The organism is Mycobacterium parmense, assembly GCF_010730575.1.
Taxonomy (GTDB): domain Bacteria; phylum Actinomycetota; class Actinomycetes; order Mycobacteriales; family Mycobacteriaceae; genus Mycobacterium; species Mycobacterium parmense.
Map to the genome: position 1 here is coordinate 2,954,989 of NZ_AP022614.1, position 16,507 is coordinate 2,971,495.

The following is a 16,507-nucleotide window of genomic DNA, read 5'->3' on the forward strand; positions in this document are numbered from 1 at the left end:
CGAGAGGGCAGTCGGCAAGGTGACGTCGCCACCGCGCCCTACCCAAGGAAGCCGCGCATGGTGCTGTGGCCGATGAGGGCGGCCCGGTCCAACCCGCGGTTGAACGCCTCGCAGGAGGTCTCAGGAACCAGCAGGCAGTGGTGGCAGGCGCCCGGCGTGGACCCGCGGCCGCGCGGTCCCAGCGCGTCTTCTATGCAGACGGGGTCGGTGGCGCACCAGGCCACGGCAGCGACTGCGGCGTCGAAGATCTCGCGCAGGCGCTGCGGCTGGCCGAGCTCGACGAGGCCACCCAAGGTTCCATGTGCGTCTCCGGCTGCCGTGTAGACGAGGAACGCCGTGCGGTTGTCGACGGCGAAGATCCGCTCCCGCAAAGCCGGCAGCGGATACCCTGCGTGCGGTGCCGCGGCACGCATGACCAAGTGGGCGAGCGTGTGCGCGAGAAGCCAAGGCAACGGCTGCGCGGGTTCGTTCAGTCCGAGCGCCGGGCCGGCCGCGCTCACAAGCCGCGCGTCCCTGCCAGCCCCCGCGACCCACGCGCCAACCGCAGATGGGTCGAGCACACACAATAAGCCTTCGCCGAAGACCTGGTAGCCGGGCAGCCAGTCGTCGTCGGATTGCTGCGCGAACGCGGCCGGGTGCGGCTTCCCCCACAGTTGGGCGTACCCGGTCTCCGGATCCACCGGCAAGGGTTCGATGCGGCTGAAGCCGGCCAGGATGCGCGTCTCCCGCAAGCGCGGCACGAGGCTGACAGCGGACAGCAACCTGCCGAAGCTGCTATTGCGATACATGTTGATGTCCTGTGGCTCGACGATGAGGTCGGGCAGCGCCCCGGTCGCGCGCCGGGGGTGGTCCACGGACAGCAGCGCGGTCAATTCCTCAGCGCGGCTCGGGCCGGTGACTTGGTCTTGCTGCAGTGCGTCAAGGTGGCGTGTGACCTCCTGGGCGTCGGTGCGGATGCCGAGACGGGTCGCGACCACGGTGATGCTCCTGATGATTTCCGGGGTGCGAGCAAGCTGCTGCAGGGTGCGCAAGGTCGCGTTGTCGGTGAGGGCGTGCAGCAGCGCCGGGTTGTCGGCGCCAGCGACTGGGATGGTGAGGCTGGACAGCTGCTCGGGGTAGTACGAGGTTCTCGACGTCCGCTCGATCGGTCTGGCGCGGCCGGTACAAGGCTCGGCCCCGGCATGCGGTAGCCACGGGCGTGCGCCGGTGCACGGGAAGTCAATGTCCGGGTCGAACGGGACCCGTCGGTTGCAGCTGTTGCACATCAGCAGTGGACGGTCTGCGGCTCCAGACACGCGGTACCGCACGTCATGCTGCGAGCAGGCCGGCCCGTTCTGATCGTGCAGCCACGCGGCCCAGTCCACGTCATCGAGGTGGCCAGCGGGGCACGCTAAAACGAGCGCGGTCTGGAACGTCGGCCACCTGGCGCGCCGCGCGGACGATGACGCGCAGGCATCACAGCGGCCTTCGTTCGCGTCCGCCGGGTCGCGCCGAACAAGCCGCTGGCACTGCGGGTTGCTGCATGCCTCTGTGAGAGGGAAGCGCGCCGCCGGGACGAGCCAATCGGTGTCGCGCGAGGGGTTGTCGCTTGCGGGCCATGGCATCACGAATCGCGCGACGGCGGTCGCCGCCTGGAGGTGCCGGTCGGTGATCGTGAGTTCATCGAGGATCGGGACGGATCCTGGTGGACGCGACGGTAGCGAACGCAGCCACGTCGCTGGCGCGCACACGATTGCGCTGACGCGGTTACGGGTGAGCAGCACAGACCCGGGACCGAATGGCGCGATCAGGTGCATGCGGCGTACGGGGGTGACGAACAGCTGGCGGCTCACCACGCCTCCCCATCGTCGGCCGCGGCCGGCGTTTCGACGGCTGCGGGGATCGGCTTGGTCTCGTCAGTTGTGCCGACGCGGGCGGGAAGCCAGTCTTCGTCGATGCGCAGTGCCGCGTCGGCGTCGACGCTGCGTAGCGACGTCAGCACCGGCCAGCTTGCGGTTTCGATCGGCGCCGGGTCCTCCAGGGGTCGCAAAAATTGCACCCCGGGCCGTCCCGCGACCCCCCACGCGAGCTGCTCCTCGACGGCGGTCTGCACTTCGTTGAGCGCATCGCTGGCCAGCGCGTCGACGCGGGCCGTCGCGTCGGCGCCCGCGAGCTGGGTCGCTCGCTCGCCGATGCCTTGTGCGGCAGCTCCGACCAGCGCGATGTCGTCGGGTAAGACGCGGTCGGCGCCCTGAGTGCGAACCTGCCGGACGATAGACGCCAAGGCTCCGCGCAGTCCGCGCTCGAGCGCGGCGTCGGTAAACGGCGTGACGCTCGCCGGCTCCACGGCTGCGTACAAGCGCTGGTGCACCGCGGTGAACCGTTCGTAGTGGCTCACGTCGCGGCCGGTTAGCGGGTTGAGCACGACAACGACGAGTCCCGGCCCTTTGCCCGGGTCACGGCCGACGCGGCCAGCGACCTGGATGTATTGCGCGGCGGTTTTCGGCTGACGCACGATCGTGAGCAGCCCGAGCCGGTCGATGTCGACGCCGACCTCGATGACGCTCGTGGCCAGCGCGAGGTCGATGGCTCCCGGCTGGCCTCGAGGTCGGGATAGTGCTTCTAGGGCCTCGCTCGCGGCGTTGCTGGATGCGCTGGTCAGCTCCACGTCGATGAGGGACCGAATGGCGCGGCGCTCTCCGCCGCTGCGGGGGGCACCGGTGCGAATGCCGGTGGCCCGCACGAGACGCCACGCGTAGGCGCGCAAGTCGGTCGAGATGAGCGCCTTCGCCTGGCCGAGATCGCGAAGCGCACCGAAGAACACGACGTTGGTCCAGTACGGGTCAACCGGCGCGCTCTGCTGCTCGAGCGCGGACGCGGCGTGGGCCAGGCTCGCCTGGACGCGCATCTGCACGTGCGCGAACTTCGCCGCGCCGGTGGCGCACACGCCGAGAAAGGTCCGCGGTGCGCTCGCCGCGTCGAGCTTGGCGAAGAAGCTGTCGTTGACGGTCAGGCCCGGCGGCGGCACGAGCCGCACCTGGTCGGCGGGACAGGCATACAGCGCGGCCGCCTGCCGCGCATAGGCGCGGGTGGTGGCGGTCGCGGCCACCACGTGCGGTCGACAGCCCCCGTCGTGCCGACACAGCTGGTCGATCGCTGACTCGTATAACCCGACGAGGCTGCCCAACGGCCCGGAGATCAGGTGCAGCTCGTCTTGGATGACCAGTGCCGGTGCCGGCCGTTTTCGCGACCCGTTGCCGTCCAGGCCGAACAGCGCGCGGGCGCGCTCGTTCCACGCGAGTTGCGCGAACTTGTCGACGGTCGCGACGACAAACGTCGGCGGCTTGATGTAGATGTCCTCGTCCACCTCATAGACCGGCAGTCCTTGCCCTCTGTTATTCGCGAGGTGAAACGCGCAAGCCGGGTTCGGACACGACGCCTGCATCCGGTCACCGCCGGGGGTTGACTGAACGCCATAACCGAGTACCCGCCCGTCGACGACGTCGCCGAGCGCAGCCGCGCACGCCGGGCAGCGCGACAACAAGAACGGCCGCGTCGCACCGCGTCGCCCCGTGGCCAGACGGCGAAGCTCCCCCAACGCATGCCTGCGCCAGTTGGGGGTACTGGCCCGACCCAGCCACGCCCCGATCGAGAACCGCTCGCGGCCCAACACCGCCGGGTTTGCGACGCGGAGCGTCTCCAGTGCGCACAGCAGCGACGCGGCGCGTTGCAGCTGCTGTGCGGTGAGCAGGCGCAGCGTATAGCGCATGATCACCGCCGTTCCGCCGGCGGCGGGGTCACTCCGGCGCCGGAACAGCATGGTGAAGGCAGCCAGCGCCAAATACGCCTCGGTCTTGCCACCACCCGTGGGCATCCAGATGACATCGACTACGCCGCGCCGTCGATGCTGCGGGTCGACGACTTGCGCGAGATTGGCCAATAGGAACGCCAGCTGGAATGGCCGCCATTCGGCGCGGCCGGCGCTGCCTGGTTCAGTGCCGGCGACCGTGACGACCCCGTTGGTCACACTCACCGCACGGGTCGGCGCCGCGTAGCTGCGCCGCTGCTGCGCCATCGCCGATGACGCCCCCCGTAGGCACTCGTGCACAGGCCCGGATGCGGCCAGAGCCCAGCCAGCGGCGATATCATCCGCGAATGCCCCGCAGGCCCGCACGTGCGCCTGGGCGGTGTCGCGTGCCGGTCCGGTCAAGTTCGCTGCGGCCTGTGCCAAGTCGCTGATCCAGTGGCGGTAGCTGGTGATCATCCGTTCAACGGTCGCCACCGCATCGAGGTCCCACCGGCCGAGCGCGTCCATGTCAACCGCGAGGGAACCGTCCGCGTCGGCGATGTTCGGGGTGGTGCCGCGGACCGCGGCAACCGGTAGCGATTCGGTGCGCACGAAAGCGATATCGCCGAGACAGGTCACGACGGCGTCAACGCCATGCCCCACGGCGCGTACCGGTGCGTGCGCGTAAAGCAGTCGCAGGCTCGCCGCCTCGGACGTCGTGTCCGCGTCCTGGTCTGGGTAGTCGATGAGTTGTGCCTTCGGCACCGCTGCGGTGAGCCGTGCCGTGAACAACACCCGCTGGGCGAGCTTGAGCCCATTGGCCACCGTTCGGTTCACCAAGTAGCAGGTGATGATCCGCCGACCATTGACGGTCGCGCGTGCGTGGACACCCACCTCGAGGCGCAGCGGCTCGATGATGACCGATTCATGAGAGCTGACGTGCGCACCATCGCCGCCCAGCGGCACCGTGACCTCGGCGTGTACCGGTATCCGGTGCCATCCGGTGCGCGACGAGCCCATGAAGCTGAATGGGAAAGGCTCGTACCGCGCACCGTCGACGCGCAGCATCAGCGTCGCCGTCTCCTCGGCGACGACGAACGAAAGCCCGAACGAAGACGGCCGCCCGGGGCGGTCCCATGGCACGTCTTCCAGCACGGCTTCGTCATCGTCGGCGTCCCCGCCTGCCCCCTCAGGAGTGGGCGTCGCGGGCCGCGGCGCAACGTCGGCAGCGTCGTCACCGGTCTCCTCCACGGTGGGCATCGACGGCGCCTGCTCGGCGTCGAGGTCCCGTTCTTCCTCTAGACGCAGCACCGGGTACAACGCGCCGACGATGTACTGCGCCGTCGGAGGCCCGACGAGGATCTCCCCGCCGTGTTCGCTGACAAACAGCCGGTTCAGGTCTCTGGGCCGGTTGATGTTCTGCCCGGGCGTCAAGCCGACGGGTGTGGCGCCGGGGTAGGTGCCATCGGCGTCGGCCAGCGGGCCGAGGAGGTCGCGCCGGACGGCGTCGATTACAAGGTCTCTTGTCTCCTCCGGTGTCATGCGCACCCCGTTGTTGCCGTCAGCGCGGTGACGCGTCGGCCCGCCGCGTCGATCGGGACGCCGAGCCACGTGCGCGGAACCGCAACGGGTTCGTCGAGTCGGGCTGTAACCACGGCGAGCAGTAGTGACCCGAGGTCGCCGGCGTGCAGCACCGCCCAGCCGTTCTCATCGACGTCGGCCACCCACGTGCGGTCGCCGAGCAGCGCGAGAAGGTCGCGGCGGATCTCTTCCCCGGCTTGGTGATGAGCGGTGCGCACTGTTGTCAGGTCGCCGAATCTGCCAAGTAGCTCCGACGCGCTGATCGTCCTGACGAGGGCGTTGAACCCGTGCTCGTGCAGCGGCGCGATGTACGACTCGTCCAATGGATTGCGCAGCAGCACTCGCGCGTAATCATCGCTGAGTGTTTGTGCCAGGTCACGGCGCAGCGCCGCATGCCCGTGAGCCGCGAGCGCGGACCGCAGCGCCGTCTTCAGCTTGGCGACGTAGCCCCGGACTTCGAGGATGCGACCTGGCGACCAGCCCCGCCGCCGCTCGAGCCAAGCGTCCGCCCGCGCCACGAGCTGTGCATGCGGCGCAGCACCAACACGCACCGCGAGCACCACGCCCCTGGCCACCGTGGCCAGCGATACGGCGGACAACGCCACCGCATCGGTCTCGTCGTCGACGGCCACTACGTGCGGCCGAGGCCCGATTTCCGGATGGAAGAAAATCGCGTGCCCTGACGCCACCTGCACCTCAACTGCTTCCGCCATGTCCTCGGTCGCGGTTGCGGCAGGGCGTGGGGTTCGTTGCGCCGCCGCCGATGCCTCGCGCCCATGCAGCCAGCCGTGGAGGGCCGGCTCACTTCGCTGCGGCCCGTCGTCGTGCAGGGCGAGCTGGGGCCGGCCTGTGGGCGGCAACAGCCACAGGTCGTTGGCGCGCAGCCGCGGAGCGTCGGCCGTAAGCACAACCCGCACCTCGGGGGCGACGGGTGCCGTCAGGAGCCAGCCCAGTTCTCGCATTGTCACGTCGGCCGCTCTGAACGGCGACGAGAAAGCCGTCGCCGGATGCCCGATGAGAACGGCCGCCTGATGCGTGACCGGTGCTCTTCGCAGGTCTGCGGGACAGGCGGTGTCCACACAGTTCAGGTCATTGCCGGCCAACCATGCGCTGATCGGCTCAAGCCACTGCGGGCGCGGCACCATTAGGATCACCTCCGGCCGGCCCTCGGGAGTTGCGCCGTACTCGCACAGCACGTCCTCTACCTGAGCGGCGATCGGCGAGGACGAGACCGCGAGCGCATACAGCGCATCGCTAAGGACCCGCAGCCGGTCACAGAGCGTGTGGTCTGGGCGCTCCGCGAGGAACCGCTCCACGACCCCGAGGGTGTCTGTGAGACCGGCGACCGGGTCAGTCGGCGCCAACGGCGTGGCGGTGAGCACGCGCCGGACCCTGAAAAGTGCCGCCAGAACGTCCGCCGCCACCGAAGAGGTCTCGACGAACTGCCGCAGCAAGCCGCCAGAGACCGTGACCTGTTCCAGCTCCCGCCACTGCACGCGCGCGATCCTGATCGACGGGTGCTCCGACGTCCGCCACGTCGTTAACCACTCCCCCAGCGCCGTCACCACAAGTCCTCGTCAACGGCGGCCGCCTCCGGCTCCGTCAGAGACAGCACTTCTAGTCCTGCCCTCGGAGCCAGCAGCGCACTGAGCGTGGCGGGTAACACGGCTGGCGCGGCCCATCCAGACGCCTGCAGACCCGCCGCGGCATCGGCCGCCGCGGATCTGCGTCGCGAGAGCAGCACAAGCATGGGCACCTCCGGCCAGTTACGCCGTGAACTAGCGACCCAACCGGCCGACCCGACGATGACGACAAGGCGCGGACGTAGCGCCGCCGCCCACGGCACTTCGTCGCGATCCGGAATCGCGCCCATCAGCAGCACCGGGTACCGGAACCAGCCTTGCAACTGCAGCCCCGCGAACAACCGGCCCCGAAGGCGAGGCGAAGTTTCCGACGGGAACATGAGGTCGACATCCGCGCGGAACGACCCCGGCTCGCCCGCGACGACGACGGGATGGGCACAGGTGGCGGACAGCCGTTGCCCGGCAACGCCCTGCGCGCAGTCAAGCGCTTCCGCGACCTCGACCCGAACGTTGTCCGGCAACCTTGTATCGGGCCGGTGCGGGAACCCCGCGGGCAATCGGTGGACGCTGTCTCGGTTGCCGCGCAGCCGGAGTCCACCGAACCTCAGCTCGTCGTCGCTCAATTCGTCGAGTCGCTTGTCCGTGAGCCGCCCCGAGCACCAGCCCGCGACTTGCACGCCGCGCTCAAGCTTCAAGTGCTCGCAATCAAAGCAATCGACGCGCGCAAATGCGGCGCCGAGCGCGGCCATCACGCCGGCCAGTCGAAGCGTCGGGACAGTGACCACGACCCGTAGGTTTCGCCCCGCCCTCGGGCCAGCGATCGTCAGCTGCTCCGCCAAGCGGCCCAGGTGAAGCAACCCAGCGGGATAACGCGTCGCTGGCTCAACATTCTGCGGTAGCGCCTGTACCACTTCGTGACGACGTTCCGGTCAGGGGCTTCGTCTACTCAGCCGGTACGAGCGCAACGGCGAACGTGATGATCGCGCCAAACGCTGGCCGCGACCGCAGCGCTAACCACGTCTTCGTATTGAAGCCGTGCCCGCTGACGCCCTTGAACTTCCCCACGACGAGGCACGATATTCGAATCCGTTTACCTGCGTGGATAAATCCGTGACTTAGCTAAACGAAATCTTTCAGGTTGGCTCAGGGGCTAGCAGGTCGGCCGCCGAGCTGACCCAGATGACCCTCGGTGGCGATCCCTCGCAGAGCATGGCAAGTTGTTCCGGAAGCTGTCACCCCGCTGGATGTGCCACTGGCATCACCGTCCGGAACACCGCCGCTCTGCGGTGCGCACGGAGTTGCGAGCCGCGCGAGTGGAACGCCGGGGAGCGGGACGAGTGACCGGCTACGCCGGCCGGATCAGCCTCGCCGGTGCCAGCAGCTGGCCGTGATCCTGCTCCGCTTTCCTCACGAGCTCGTACATGGTCGCGACACCGCTGAGCTTGACGGGCGGCTCCCACGGTTCGGCGTGAGTCCATAGCCAGGCCGTGCGGATCTCCGGGATTAAGAACGCCATGGCACTGAAGGTGGAGTCGCAGCCGGGAACACCGAGCCGGCTGTGCTGGGACGGGTCGACGCCCGGCGGCACCCGCATCCGCAGCGTCTGCTCTCCGTTCTGTTCGACGATGGCGCCTTCTGTCTCCCACGGTCCGGTACCCACCTGATCGCTATGGAAGCGGAACGGAAGCGCGGAGTCCCCGGCGACTCGGGTGATGTAGCCGCCGACGCTGGGGATGTCGTCGAACGACACCACCGCGATCATCGCGGCGAACAGTCGGTACTCCGCCGACCGGTCGAGCAGGGCCGACTGGTGCTGGCTTTGGAATGCCCTGAACGCCGCGGGATCACCGATCCAGAGCCGCGGCAGGTGTCCCGCGGCTTCGCCCTTGCCCCAGGTGATCCGCCATAGCTTGGGATCGGGTGCACGCTTGGCGATCAGGAACGACTTGGAGCGGTTCCTCTCCGCGTTGTCCGCGCTGTACTGGCGAAGCGCCTCAACGACTTCGGCCACGGGCCGGCCTCGAAGCCCTGCGACGTGCTTGAGAGCGGGTTCGGGATTGTCCCCGGCGAAGGCGACTGCGATGTCGTCGTCGACGATCACGACCTTGAGACAGGGGTCCTCGTAGATCCGCCGGGTCAGCGTCTCGTCCCGGAAGTCGGTCACCTTGGTGTCCGCGAGCAGCGTGATGCGTCCGTCCGCGTCTCCGAGGATCTCCGCGATGGCGAACGTCACCGTCCAGTGCCTACCTGCACCGCTCTTACCAGCTCAGGGCCTCAGTCCCGTACCTCGGACTGTTCGAGGAGCTTGTACAGCGCGGAGTGCACCTGGACTGGGTCCCGCGGGTACGTGAGCTTCTCCACCGTGGTGTCGCCCTTGTGGAACGCGATCTCGATGATCGCGACGTCGCCGGATTCGTCGAAGCAGGGCAGCGACAGGTGCCCGCCGCGCTTCGAGGTTCCGGTGTACCCGACGTCATTCGGACCGAACGTCTCGCGAGTTCGAATATCGGGTGGAGACCGTAGTTGTAGCGCATGTCCGGAAGAGACTCTTCCGACTCGGACAGCGCCGCTCGATCCGGCTCGCCCAGAGCAAGAAAGAGGGCGCGCATCGCGGTGCGGACGGCCTCGTTCGAGAGTGACTTATTCATCGTTTTCGTGCTCCGTACTTCGATGAGGGTTGCCCGATCCATTGGCGTGCACGGCCGTAGGGGCGGGACTTGGGTCAGTACTTAGGACACCCGATCCTCGCCTGAGCGACGGTTCCTGCGCAGCGTCTCTGCGGTGTGCCGGGTGGTGCTGGCCCATCACCGTGGCCGGGGCTCGGTCCCGCGTCCGGTTGCGTCTGGACGGGCACCATCGAGGCGGCGGTGGATCATCGACAGAGTGCCCAGCACGTCGAGCGCGTCCTGCTCGGACACCTCCCACACCAGCCGAGGCTCGTGCGCCGCAGGGTTCCGGAACGCCGCGAAGACACCTTCGGCCAGCAGTGCGATGCCCTCTTGCTCGTTGCGCTCGGTGACGGTGGAGCAGTTGGTGAGGTGCACCCGCGGCTGCTTCCCGCGTAGCGCTGCCTGGACGAGAGCGCGGCCGTCTTCGTCGAGCCCCGACTTCTCCCGCAGCCGGGTGCCGAGGCCCTTGACCGCTTCGAACACGGCCTCGTAGCAGTCCTTGCGCAGCAGCTCCTCGCGGCAGTGGCGGATCACCTCCGGATGCGCGTCGCGTGCTTCGAGCAAGTGGCGCAGCCGCCCGCTCCGGGCCGAGGCCTCCGAGGCCGTGGTGGCCTTCGTGGCGGGGCCGATCTTGCCGTCGTCGCGCACCCGATAGCCCGACAGTGACAGCACCTGGGTCAGCTCGTCACGGGCCACCGCGGCCTTGGCCTGGCGGTCCCAGACCATGTCGGGCTTCATCGCCGCGGTGATGACGGCGAGGATCGGCCGGCCGTCCCGCTGCGAGTACTGCTTCTCCTGCATGCTCGCGGCGAGGCGCTTCCACTTAGTCGCCGTCGCGCCGAGCGGGTCCGGCATCCCGACGGACGCAAGGACTCGTGTGAGTTCAGGTCCGGTGTACAGCTCTCCGATGATCCTCGCGATGTTCTCGATCGAGCCGTGACCGAACGGTGAGATGGTGCTGGCCGCCATCGCAGCAGGCTATCTCCGCGCGGCGACAGTCACGGTTCCATCGCGCACCCGCGGGGTTACTGCTCACCGTCGTGGGGGGTGATGCACCATAGGGACCATGGGCACCGCTGACACCACCTCGCACGCCGCCGCTACGGGGACGCTTGTGAGCATCGGGTACGAGGGGAAGAGCGTCGACGATCTCGTCGCCCAGCTGCTCGAACAGGGCGTGCGCGTGCTCGTGGACGTACGCCTGACCCCGCTGAGCCGGAAGCCCGGACTGTCGAAGACGAAGCTTTCCGAGGCCCTCGCCGCCGTGGGCATCGGCTACGTGCACCACCGCGCACTCGGCAATCCGAAGGACAACCGCGCCGGATTCCGCGCCGGTGAGCCGGGGTCCCGCGCCCGGTACCGCGACGTCCTCGAGACCGCCGCCGCGACCGACGCGCTGGCCCATGTGTCCGAGCTGCTGGACGGCGGCGTCGTGGCGCTGCTGTGCTTCGAGTACGACCACGCCGAGTGCCACCGCGACATCGTCGTGCGCAGGCTGCTCGAAGCCCGGCCCATGTCCGCCGTGGTGCACGTCTAGAACAAGGGGTTCTCGAACTTCGGGCGCCAGACGCCGAGGACGGAAAACGACCGGCGACGGCGGTTCTGGTTGCCGACGTAGAAGTGCACGTCGTTGTCCGCCGACAACATCTCGTCGCGCCACTTCTTGAGCATCGCTTCCCTGGCGCCGTCAACGCCGTAATCGCGTAACCACTTTCTGCCGCCCTGCCCGGCCTCCCAGTCGAGCACCTTCTGCTCGTGTCCTTTGCACTTCGGCGACGCGCAGCGGTACTTGTACCGGACCGCGAACGGCGCGGGCTCGAGGGGCTTGAGCGAGGTGCCGAACAGGTCCGGCGCAGAAGCCTTGTCGATCTTCGCCTGCTCGTCCGCAGTCCACGGGTCGCCGTCGATGACGGCCACCTCGACGTCGGTGGGCTTGATCAGGCCCAGTGACGGCGCCGGGGTCGCCATGCCGCCCCTGGGGTTCTGGTCGAGGAGCTCGCACATCGTCGTGGCGCCGATGAGGCCGCCGAGGTTCATCCGACGCCGCTGCCAGTTACTGGTCGTACCAAGTTGCTCCACGTGCACCAGCTCGTCCTGGCGCGGCCGGAACGACTCCGGGCGGTTGTCGTTGGACTGGTGGTACGTGCCGTTCACCAGAATAATCTCGTACTTTTTGAACTGACTGTCGAAGTCGGCGTTGCGGAACTTCACCGGGTAGAGGCGAATCCACTCGGGGCGGCCGCGATCGAGCCTGACGCCAGCCACGCAGACGGTCTCGCCGTACGTCTCGCTCGGGTTCGGGTAGGTCTTGACGGTGATCATGACCTTCGCCGTCTCGTCGCCCGTACGAGGGGACTTCAGCGCTGTTGCGGCCGCACGTCGCTGATCGCTGTCTCCCACTCCGGCAGGGTAACCACTTCGGCCGCCACCTCCGGGGACCTTGGCGCGAACCTTTCCGTGCGCGCTGCTCGATCCCCCGCCCCAGGTTGAGACGGTGGCGGGGCGGTAGCTGGTGCCAGCTGGCGGTGATGGTCACCCTCACGCCCCGTGTAGCGGAGCCGCCGGAGCTCGATGTTCTCGGGGGATGAGAAGTCGATGGCTTGTCCCCCGGGTCGAGGGCCACTGGAGCGCCAGGAACGCCAGTCGTCGTCCTCGTCGCGCCAATCGTCATCGTCGGCCTTCGCAGACGGAACAACGACCTGAGGCTTGGCGGCTCTGCTCGCCTTCATCAACTCGTGGTTCAAGACGTGTCCCTGCAGCCGCGTCCATTCCTCGGGGCGGCGGTTGAAGTCGTATGCGTCCTTATACCGCCGCTGATCGACGTATTCAGGACATTCACGCACTGCCTCGAGCACCGCCTTGATCTCATCGTGTGAATGCTTCCGCAGCATGATCCTGAAGGTCTTGGCCCAGCTCGCTTTCCTGGCGTCGGAGACACGGCGATCACCGAGCGCAGCACGGAACTCGGCGAACTGCGCCACCAGCCCGTCGATCACGGCCTCGTCGGGCGGCTCCCGCCGCTTCATAGGCTTCACGGGAACCGGGGAAATGCCCGCCATGGCCTCCCGCAAGGCATCGTAGGAATTGAGGATCTGCCGCAGACGGGTGAGCTTTCGGTCCTTTTCCTTTTCGACTGCCGACTCGGGCAGGTACCCATCACACCTGACGAAAATCCAATCGACGATCTTTACCACATCGACCAGCGGATGATCGAGGACCAGTTCGACGGCACTCCTATGCCATTGGCCTAGTCGCCGCGGACCCACGGAGTCCACTGCCTTCCAGCTTTTGGCTGCGCGCTCCGCATTGTGCCGGGGCAGCACGAAGCCGTGGAAGTAGGTGACCAACCAGTCAGCTTCGCGACAAGTTTCCGACAGCCTTGTCCATTTCCGACCGGTTCCTTCGCGGCCAGGGGTGTGGGCCGGAACAGGAAGAGGTTCCGCAGAGTGCGGCCAGGTATCCAACCGCTGACCCGCCAAAAGTTCCGCTGGCGCCCCCGCGGTACCCAGGGCCGCCCGGAGGGCGGCCGACCCCGCCGGGGTATCCGAGGGTAACCCTGAGGCTGATTCTTCTTGTTGAGTAACAACAGTTAAAGAAGAGATATCACTACTTCTGGTACCTATCGGTTGTCCAGAAGTGGACAGGGGTCTGTCCACTTCTGGACACGGGTCGGGAGTTCTCTGAGCAGGCAGCGTGCCCGCCGGGATCTGGTAAAGGTTCGCCTGCTGCCAGTTGTCGCGGTACCGACACTCCTGCTTCAACAGCCCGGCGTCGCGCAGTTTGTCCAGGCACCTCCGAGTTGTCCGGTATGGAATTCCGGCATCCCTGGCGATCTCCTTGTGGGTGAGCTGGATGCCTTCGCCCAAGTCGTTCGCGGCCAAGACCGCATGCACCTTGGCGGCCTTCATTCCCACCGCTGCTAGGACCCCTAGATCGATGTTCGGCATCGCGCGATCGTTCATACCGAGCGCCCCGCGTTGCCGTCACGTCTGTGAACAGGCCGGAGCAATCCGACCAGGCTCGTGGTAGTCATTGTGCGGCCGCATCCTCGCCGCGTCCCGGATAGCCCCAGCGATAGCCCGCCGCGCGTCGACGAGTCCAACGGCGTCCGGGTGGGGGCAGAGTCGACCATGGTCGATGTTAGGGCCCGCGCTGTACTTGTCGAACGCGCGCATGACCGTGAAGGTTGCATGGCAGACGTCGCAGTGCGCCCGTCCGCACCCCGCCTGACACCTTGCACCAAACGCCATTGCGACCTGGCGGCGAGGGTCTGGGCGACTTTTCCGGCGGGGACTGTGTCATTACCACCCCGGGGGCACGTTTGACGTTCGCGGACTGTGCGACTTCCCCTAGCATCCGGGGCCGTCTTCGTCACGACGCCGCCTCGGAGACCCGCCTACGGACCGGCCGGAGAAGTTCGCAAAGTCTGACCCGCTGCTCGTCGGTGAGCGGGGGTGCTTCGGCCAGGACCTTCTCCACGTACTCGGTAACCGAGGAGTTGAGTTCAGGGAAGAGCGTCCGCGCTGGCCCGGGGCGGCGGGGGCCACATCTCGCCGACGCGGTCGAGTTGTTCCGTGCGGTCAACTCAGCAGGTGACTGGGATATTCGGGGCATGCGACCGCCACCCTTATCGGGGTAGGGGGCCGCTCTCGCCCTAAAAGTGCTGCCGCGCGCAGCTACGGTAATCGCAGGAGCCGACGAATGATGAAGTTGGTAACCGCCATCATACCTGGGTCGAGCGGGGGTGCTCGCAAGGCTAGACAGACGTAGTCACGGGAGCGCGGCCATCGCCACCTCGATCGCCGCGACGCGCGCGCTCCACGAGCTTCGTCAGCTCGTCGCCTTCCGGCAGTTGCGGTGCCGGATCGCATTGGCAGGGGCGTCTATCCCGACGTACCCATTCACCTTCGGTGCCGTCGGGACGTGCCCAGTAACACGCAGCGGGCCGACGACAGCGGCGGCAACGGACAAGCACCAATGGTCGCGGTAGGTCGAAGATGGAGTTGCTTTTCACCCACTCACCTCGTTCAGTCGTGGGGTAGCTGGCGGTGGTCGGGCTCGGGCTTGACCGCCTCCGGGCAGTGTCCATTTCGCCAGCTCACCAGGACCGATTCCGGTTCGAAGCCAGGCCCGTGCTTTTCGCGGGGCATCAGGACCACCTCCATGCCCAACGTCTCCAATACAGCCCGCTTGGCGGATACCGGCATCGCGTCCCAGGTCTCGGCCGCCCTGGGTCCTGCTAGCTGCCGCAACACCTCGAGGTCCAAGGATTGGACGGCCGCGTCACGCTCGCGGCGGGTGGCCTCCAATTCCGGCGCCAGCTTGGCCGTGATGCGCTCGAGCTGGCGAATGGTGATCTTCCCGTCGGCCTGGGAGTCGGCTGCCTCATCGAGGCGCTGCTGCAGTTCGTCGCAACGGTCTGATAGGCGGCGCGCCCGCTCGTCGTCCCCGAGCATCCAGTCCAGCGCGTCGGGCATGGCCAGCCTCCCGATGACGATCCGACCAACCAGCTCGTCGACCGCACGCATGACGCGACCGGTGCACCCGCGCGGCCCTGCGCACATGTAGATCAGGGCTTGGTCCCGTCGACCGTTTCGCCGGGCAACTCGCAGCATGCCGCCGCAGACCCCGCATTTGCCGATGCCGTGGGTCAGCAGGTGCTTACGGGCGCCGGGGCGCGGTCCGTTGTGGCTGCGCCGCTCGGGCGCCGACAAGAGAGCCACGATCCGGTCATGCTTCGCCCGCTCAACGATCGGCTCCCAGTCGCCCGGCATCTCGGTACCGCCGTTGTCACGTTTGCGATAGCGGCGGATGGCGGCATTGGCGTCTCGCACCACCAGCGTCCGCACCGTCGACTTGGCCCACCTCCGGGTCGGGGGCTTCCGACCCTTGGCCACCCGTTGTTCGCGAGCCTCAGCGGCAATCTTCATCCATTGGGCATAGGCGGGCGCCGGTTCGTCGCGCGCGTTCATGTCGCGGTACAGCTCGTTGAGCGATTCCCCCGCCAGCAGCCGGTCCACCAGCTCACGCACAACCGCCGCTTCGTGGTGATTGACCACCTGTCGGGCATCGATGCCGCGGCCTTCGCGATCCCACCCATAGGGCACATAACCCCAGGACCTGCCACGCCGGGCCAGGTCGGCGATGGCGGCCGAGACCCGCTCGGCCTTCACCTCCCCCTCCATGGAGTCGAAGGCGGTCATCATGTCGGCCAAGCCTCGCCCGTAGGCAGACCTGAGATCCAACGACGGTCCCTTCACCGCGATGACGTCGACGTTGTGCTGTCCGAAGGTATTGATTACCTCGGCGCGGTCCCTGCGTGACCGCATCAGGCGCGAGGATTGCCAGACGATGACATGATCCACCCGCTCCGACCGGACCAGCTCCCATACCTGCTCATATCCGGGCCTGCGTAATCCCTTGCTGGCGGTGATGTCGTTCTCCACAATCTCTGCGACGACCTCGTAACCACGTGCATAAGCCATAGCACGCATTTCGTTGAGCTGGCGGTTGACACCGATCTGCTCGCCGGTCTTGTCCACGCTGATCCGTGCGTACAGCACGGCCCGTTCCGCCACCCGAACCCCTTTGCCCAAAGTGATTCCTTCTTAGAGTTTACCAGCTGCCTGGGGTGCGCCGACCTGCACCGCCGGGACCGCGACGCCGCCTGGCCGGCCATCTGCGCGCAGCTCCGCGAGACCGTCGGCGTCGCCGACAGGGCCACTCTGCTGGCGACCGCGGCGCTGGCGCTCAGCCAGGTGAACCGGGTGATCGCCGCGGTGCGCGTCCAAGGCGCCGCGGACGACCCGGAACCGCCGCAGACGCTGAACGCCACCCTCGAATTCGACCTCGACGCGGGCGCCATCGTCGCGCGGCGATGGACCCGACATCCGCTGTGCTCCTGCTGA

General features: G+C 67.6%; 12 protein-coding genes and 2 pseudogenes. 3 read left to right on the forward strand and 11 right to left on the reverse strand.

The genetic code is table 11. The features are described from left to right. Positions 1 to 38: 38 nt before the first annotated feature. Positions 39 to 1,832: a DrmB family protein gene (gene drmB, locus G6N48_RS13520; protein ID WP_139825626.1), complete on the reverse strand. Its 1,794-nt coding sequence runs from the start codon at positions 1,830 to 1,832 to the stop codon at positions 39 to 41. Continuing rightward, positions 1,829 to 4,732 carry a helicase-related protein gene (locus G6N48_RS13525; RefSeq protein ID WP_161494170.1) on the reverse strand — a complete coding sequence of 968 codons (2,904 nt, stop codon included), beginning with the start codon at positions 4,730 to 4,732 and terminating at the stop codon, positions 1,829 to 1,831. The genes drmB and G6N48_RS13525 overlap by 4 nt, the downstream gene beginning before the upstream one ends. Between G6N48_RS13525 and G6N48_RS13530 the strand changes: the two genes are divergently transcribed. Continuing rightward, on the forward strand, positions 4,694 to 5,068 hold the full coding sequence (locus G6N48_RS13530) for a hypothetical protein (RefSeq protein ID WP_161494169.1): 375 nt from the start codon (positions 4,694 to 4,696) through the stop codon (positions 5,066 to 5,068). The two genes, G6N48_RS13525 and G6N48_RS13530, sit on opposite strands and share 39 nt — an antisense overlap. A gap of 236 nt (positions 5,069 to 5,304) precedes the next feature. Here G6N48_RS13530 and G6N48_RS13535 read toward each other — a convergent pair whose 3' ends face one another. From G6N48_RS13535 to G6N48_RS13550, 4 genes are all read right to left on the reverse strand, one after another. Next, positions 5,305 to 6,915: a hypothetical protein gene (locus tag G6N48_RS13535; RefSeq protein ID WP_085267707.1), complete on the reverse strand. Its 1,611-nt coding sequence runs from the start codon at positions 6,913 to 6,915 to the stop codon at positions 5,305 to 5,307. Continuing rightward, complete coding sequence (locus G6N48_RS13540) at positions 6,909 to 7,682, reverse strand: hypothetical protein (RefSeq protein WP_163670830.1); 774 nt, start codon at positions 7,680 to 7,682, stop codon at positions 6,909 to 6,911. Before G6N48_RS13540 ends, G6N48_RS13535 begins: the two co-directional genes overlap by 7 nt. Positions 7,683 to 8,275: 593 nt before the next feature. Next, on the reverse strand, positions 8,276 to 9,163 hold the full coding sequence (locus G6N48_RS13545) for a hypothetical protein (RefSeq protein ID WP_085267705.1): 888 nt from the start codon (positions 9,161 to 9,163) through the stop codon (positions 8,276 to 8,278). 571 nt (positions 9,164 to 9,734) lie between these two features. Then, positions 9,735 to 10,568: a TIGR02391 family protein gene (locus G6N48_RS13550; protein WP_085267704.1), complete on the reverse strand. Its 834-nt coding sequence runs from the start codon at positions 10,566 to 10,568 to the stop codon at positions 9,735 to 9,737. 97 nt (positions 10,569 to 10,665) lie between these two features. Here G6N48_RS13550 and G6N48_RS13555 point away from each other — a divergent pair, with 97 nt between their 5' ends. Continuing rightward, positions 10,666 to 11,136: a DUF488 domain-containing protein gene (locus tag G6N48_RS13555; RefSeq protein ID WP_085267703.1), complete on the forward strand. Its 471-nt coding sequence runs from the start codon at positions 10,666 to 10,668 to the stop codon at positions 11,134 to 11,136. Here G6N48_RS13555 and G6N48_RS13560 read toward each other — a convergent pair. From G6N48_RS13560 to G6N48_RS13570, 5 genes and pseudogenes are all read right to left on the reverse strand, one after another. Continuing rightward, positions 11,133 to 11,921, reverse strand: coding sequence for a hypothetical protein (locus tag G6N48_RS13560; protein ID WP_085267702.1), 789 nt, complete (start codon positions 11,919 to 11,921; stop codon positions 11,133 to 11,135). The genes G6N48_RS13555 and G6N48_RS13560 overlap by 4 nt on opposite strands. Before the next feature lie 35 nt (positions 11,922 to 11,956). After that, on the reverse strand, positions 11,957 to 12,946 hold the full coding sequence (locus G6N48_RS13565; protein WP_139825623.1) for a hypothetical protein: 990 nt from the start codon (positions 12,944 to 12,946) through the stop codon (positions 11,957 to 11,959). Positions 12,947 to 13,582: 636 nt separating this feature from the next. Continuing rightward, positions 13,583 to 13,849: an FDXHR family putative zinc-binding protein gene (locus G6N48_RS29050; RefSeq protein WP_428841974.1), complete on the reverse strand. Its 267-nt coding sequence runs from the start codon at positions 13,847 to 13,849 to the stop codon at positions 13,583 to 13,585. 121 nt (positions 13,850 to 13,970) lie between these two features. Continuing rightward, positions 13,971 to 14,066, reverse strand: a pseudogene (locus G6N48_RS28935) (hypothetical protein); the annotation flags it as partial. A 560-nt stretch (positions 14,067 to 14,626) separates the two neighbouring features. Beyond that, positions 14,627 to 16,195, reverse strand: a complete 1,569-nt coding sequence (locus G6N48_RS13570) for a recombinase family protein (RefSeq protein WP_232066621.1) — start codon at positions 16,193 to 16,195, stop codon at positions 14,627 to 14,629. 21 nt (positions 16,196 to 16,216) lie between these two features. Between G6N48_RS13570 and G6N48_RS13575 the strand changes: the two are divergent. Next, positions 16,217 to 16,507, forward strand: a pseudogene (locus G6N48_RS13575) (cyclodehydratase); the annotation flags it as partial.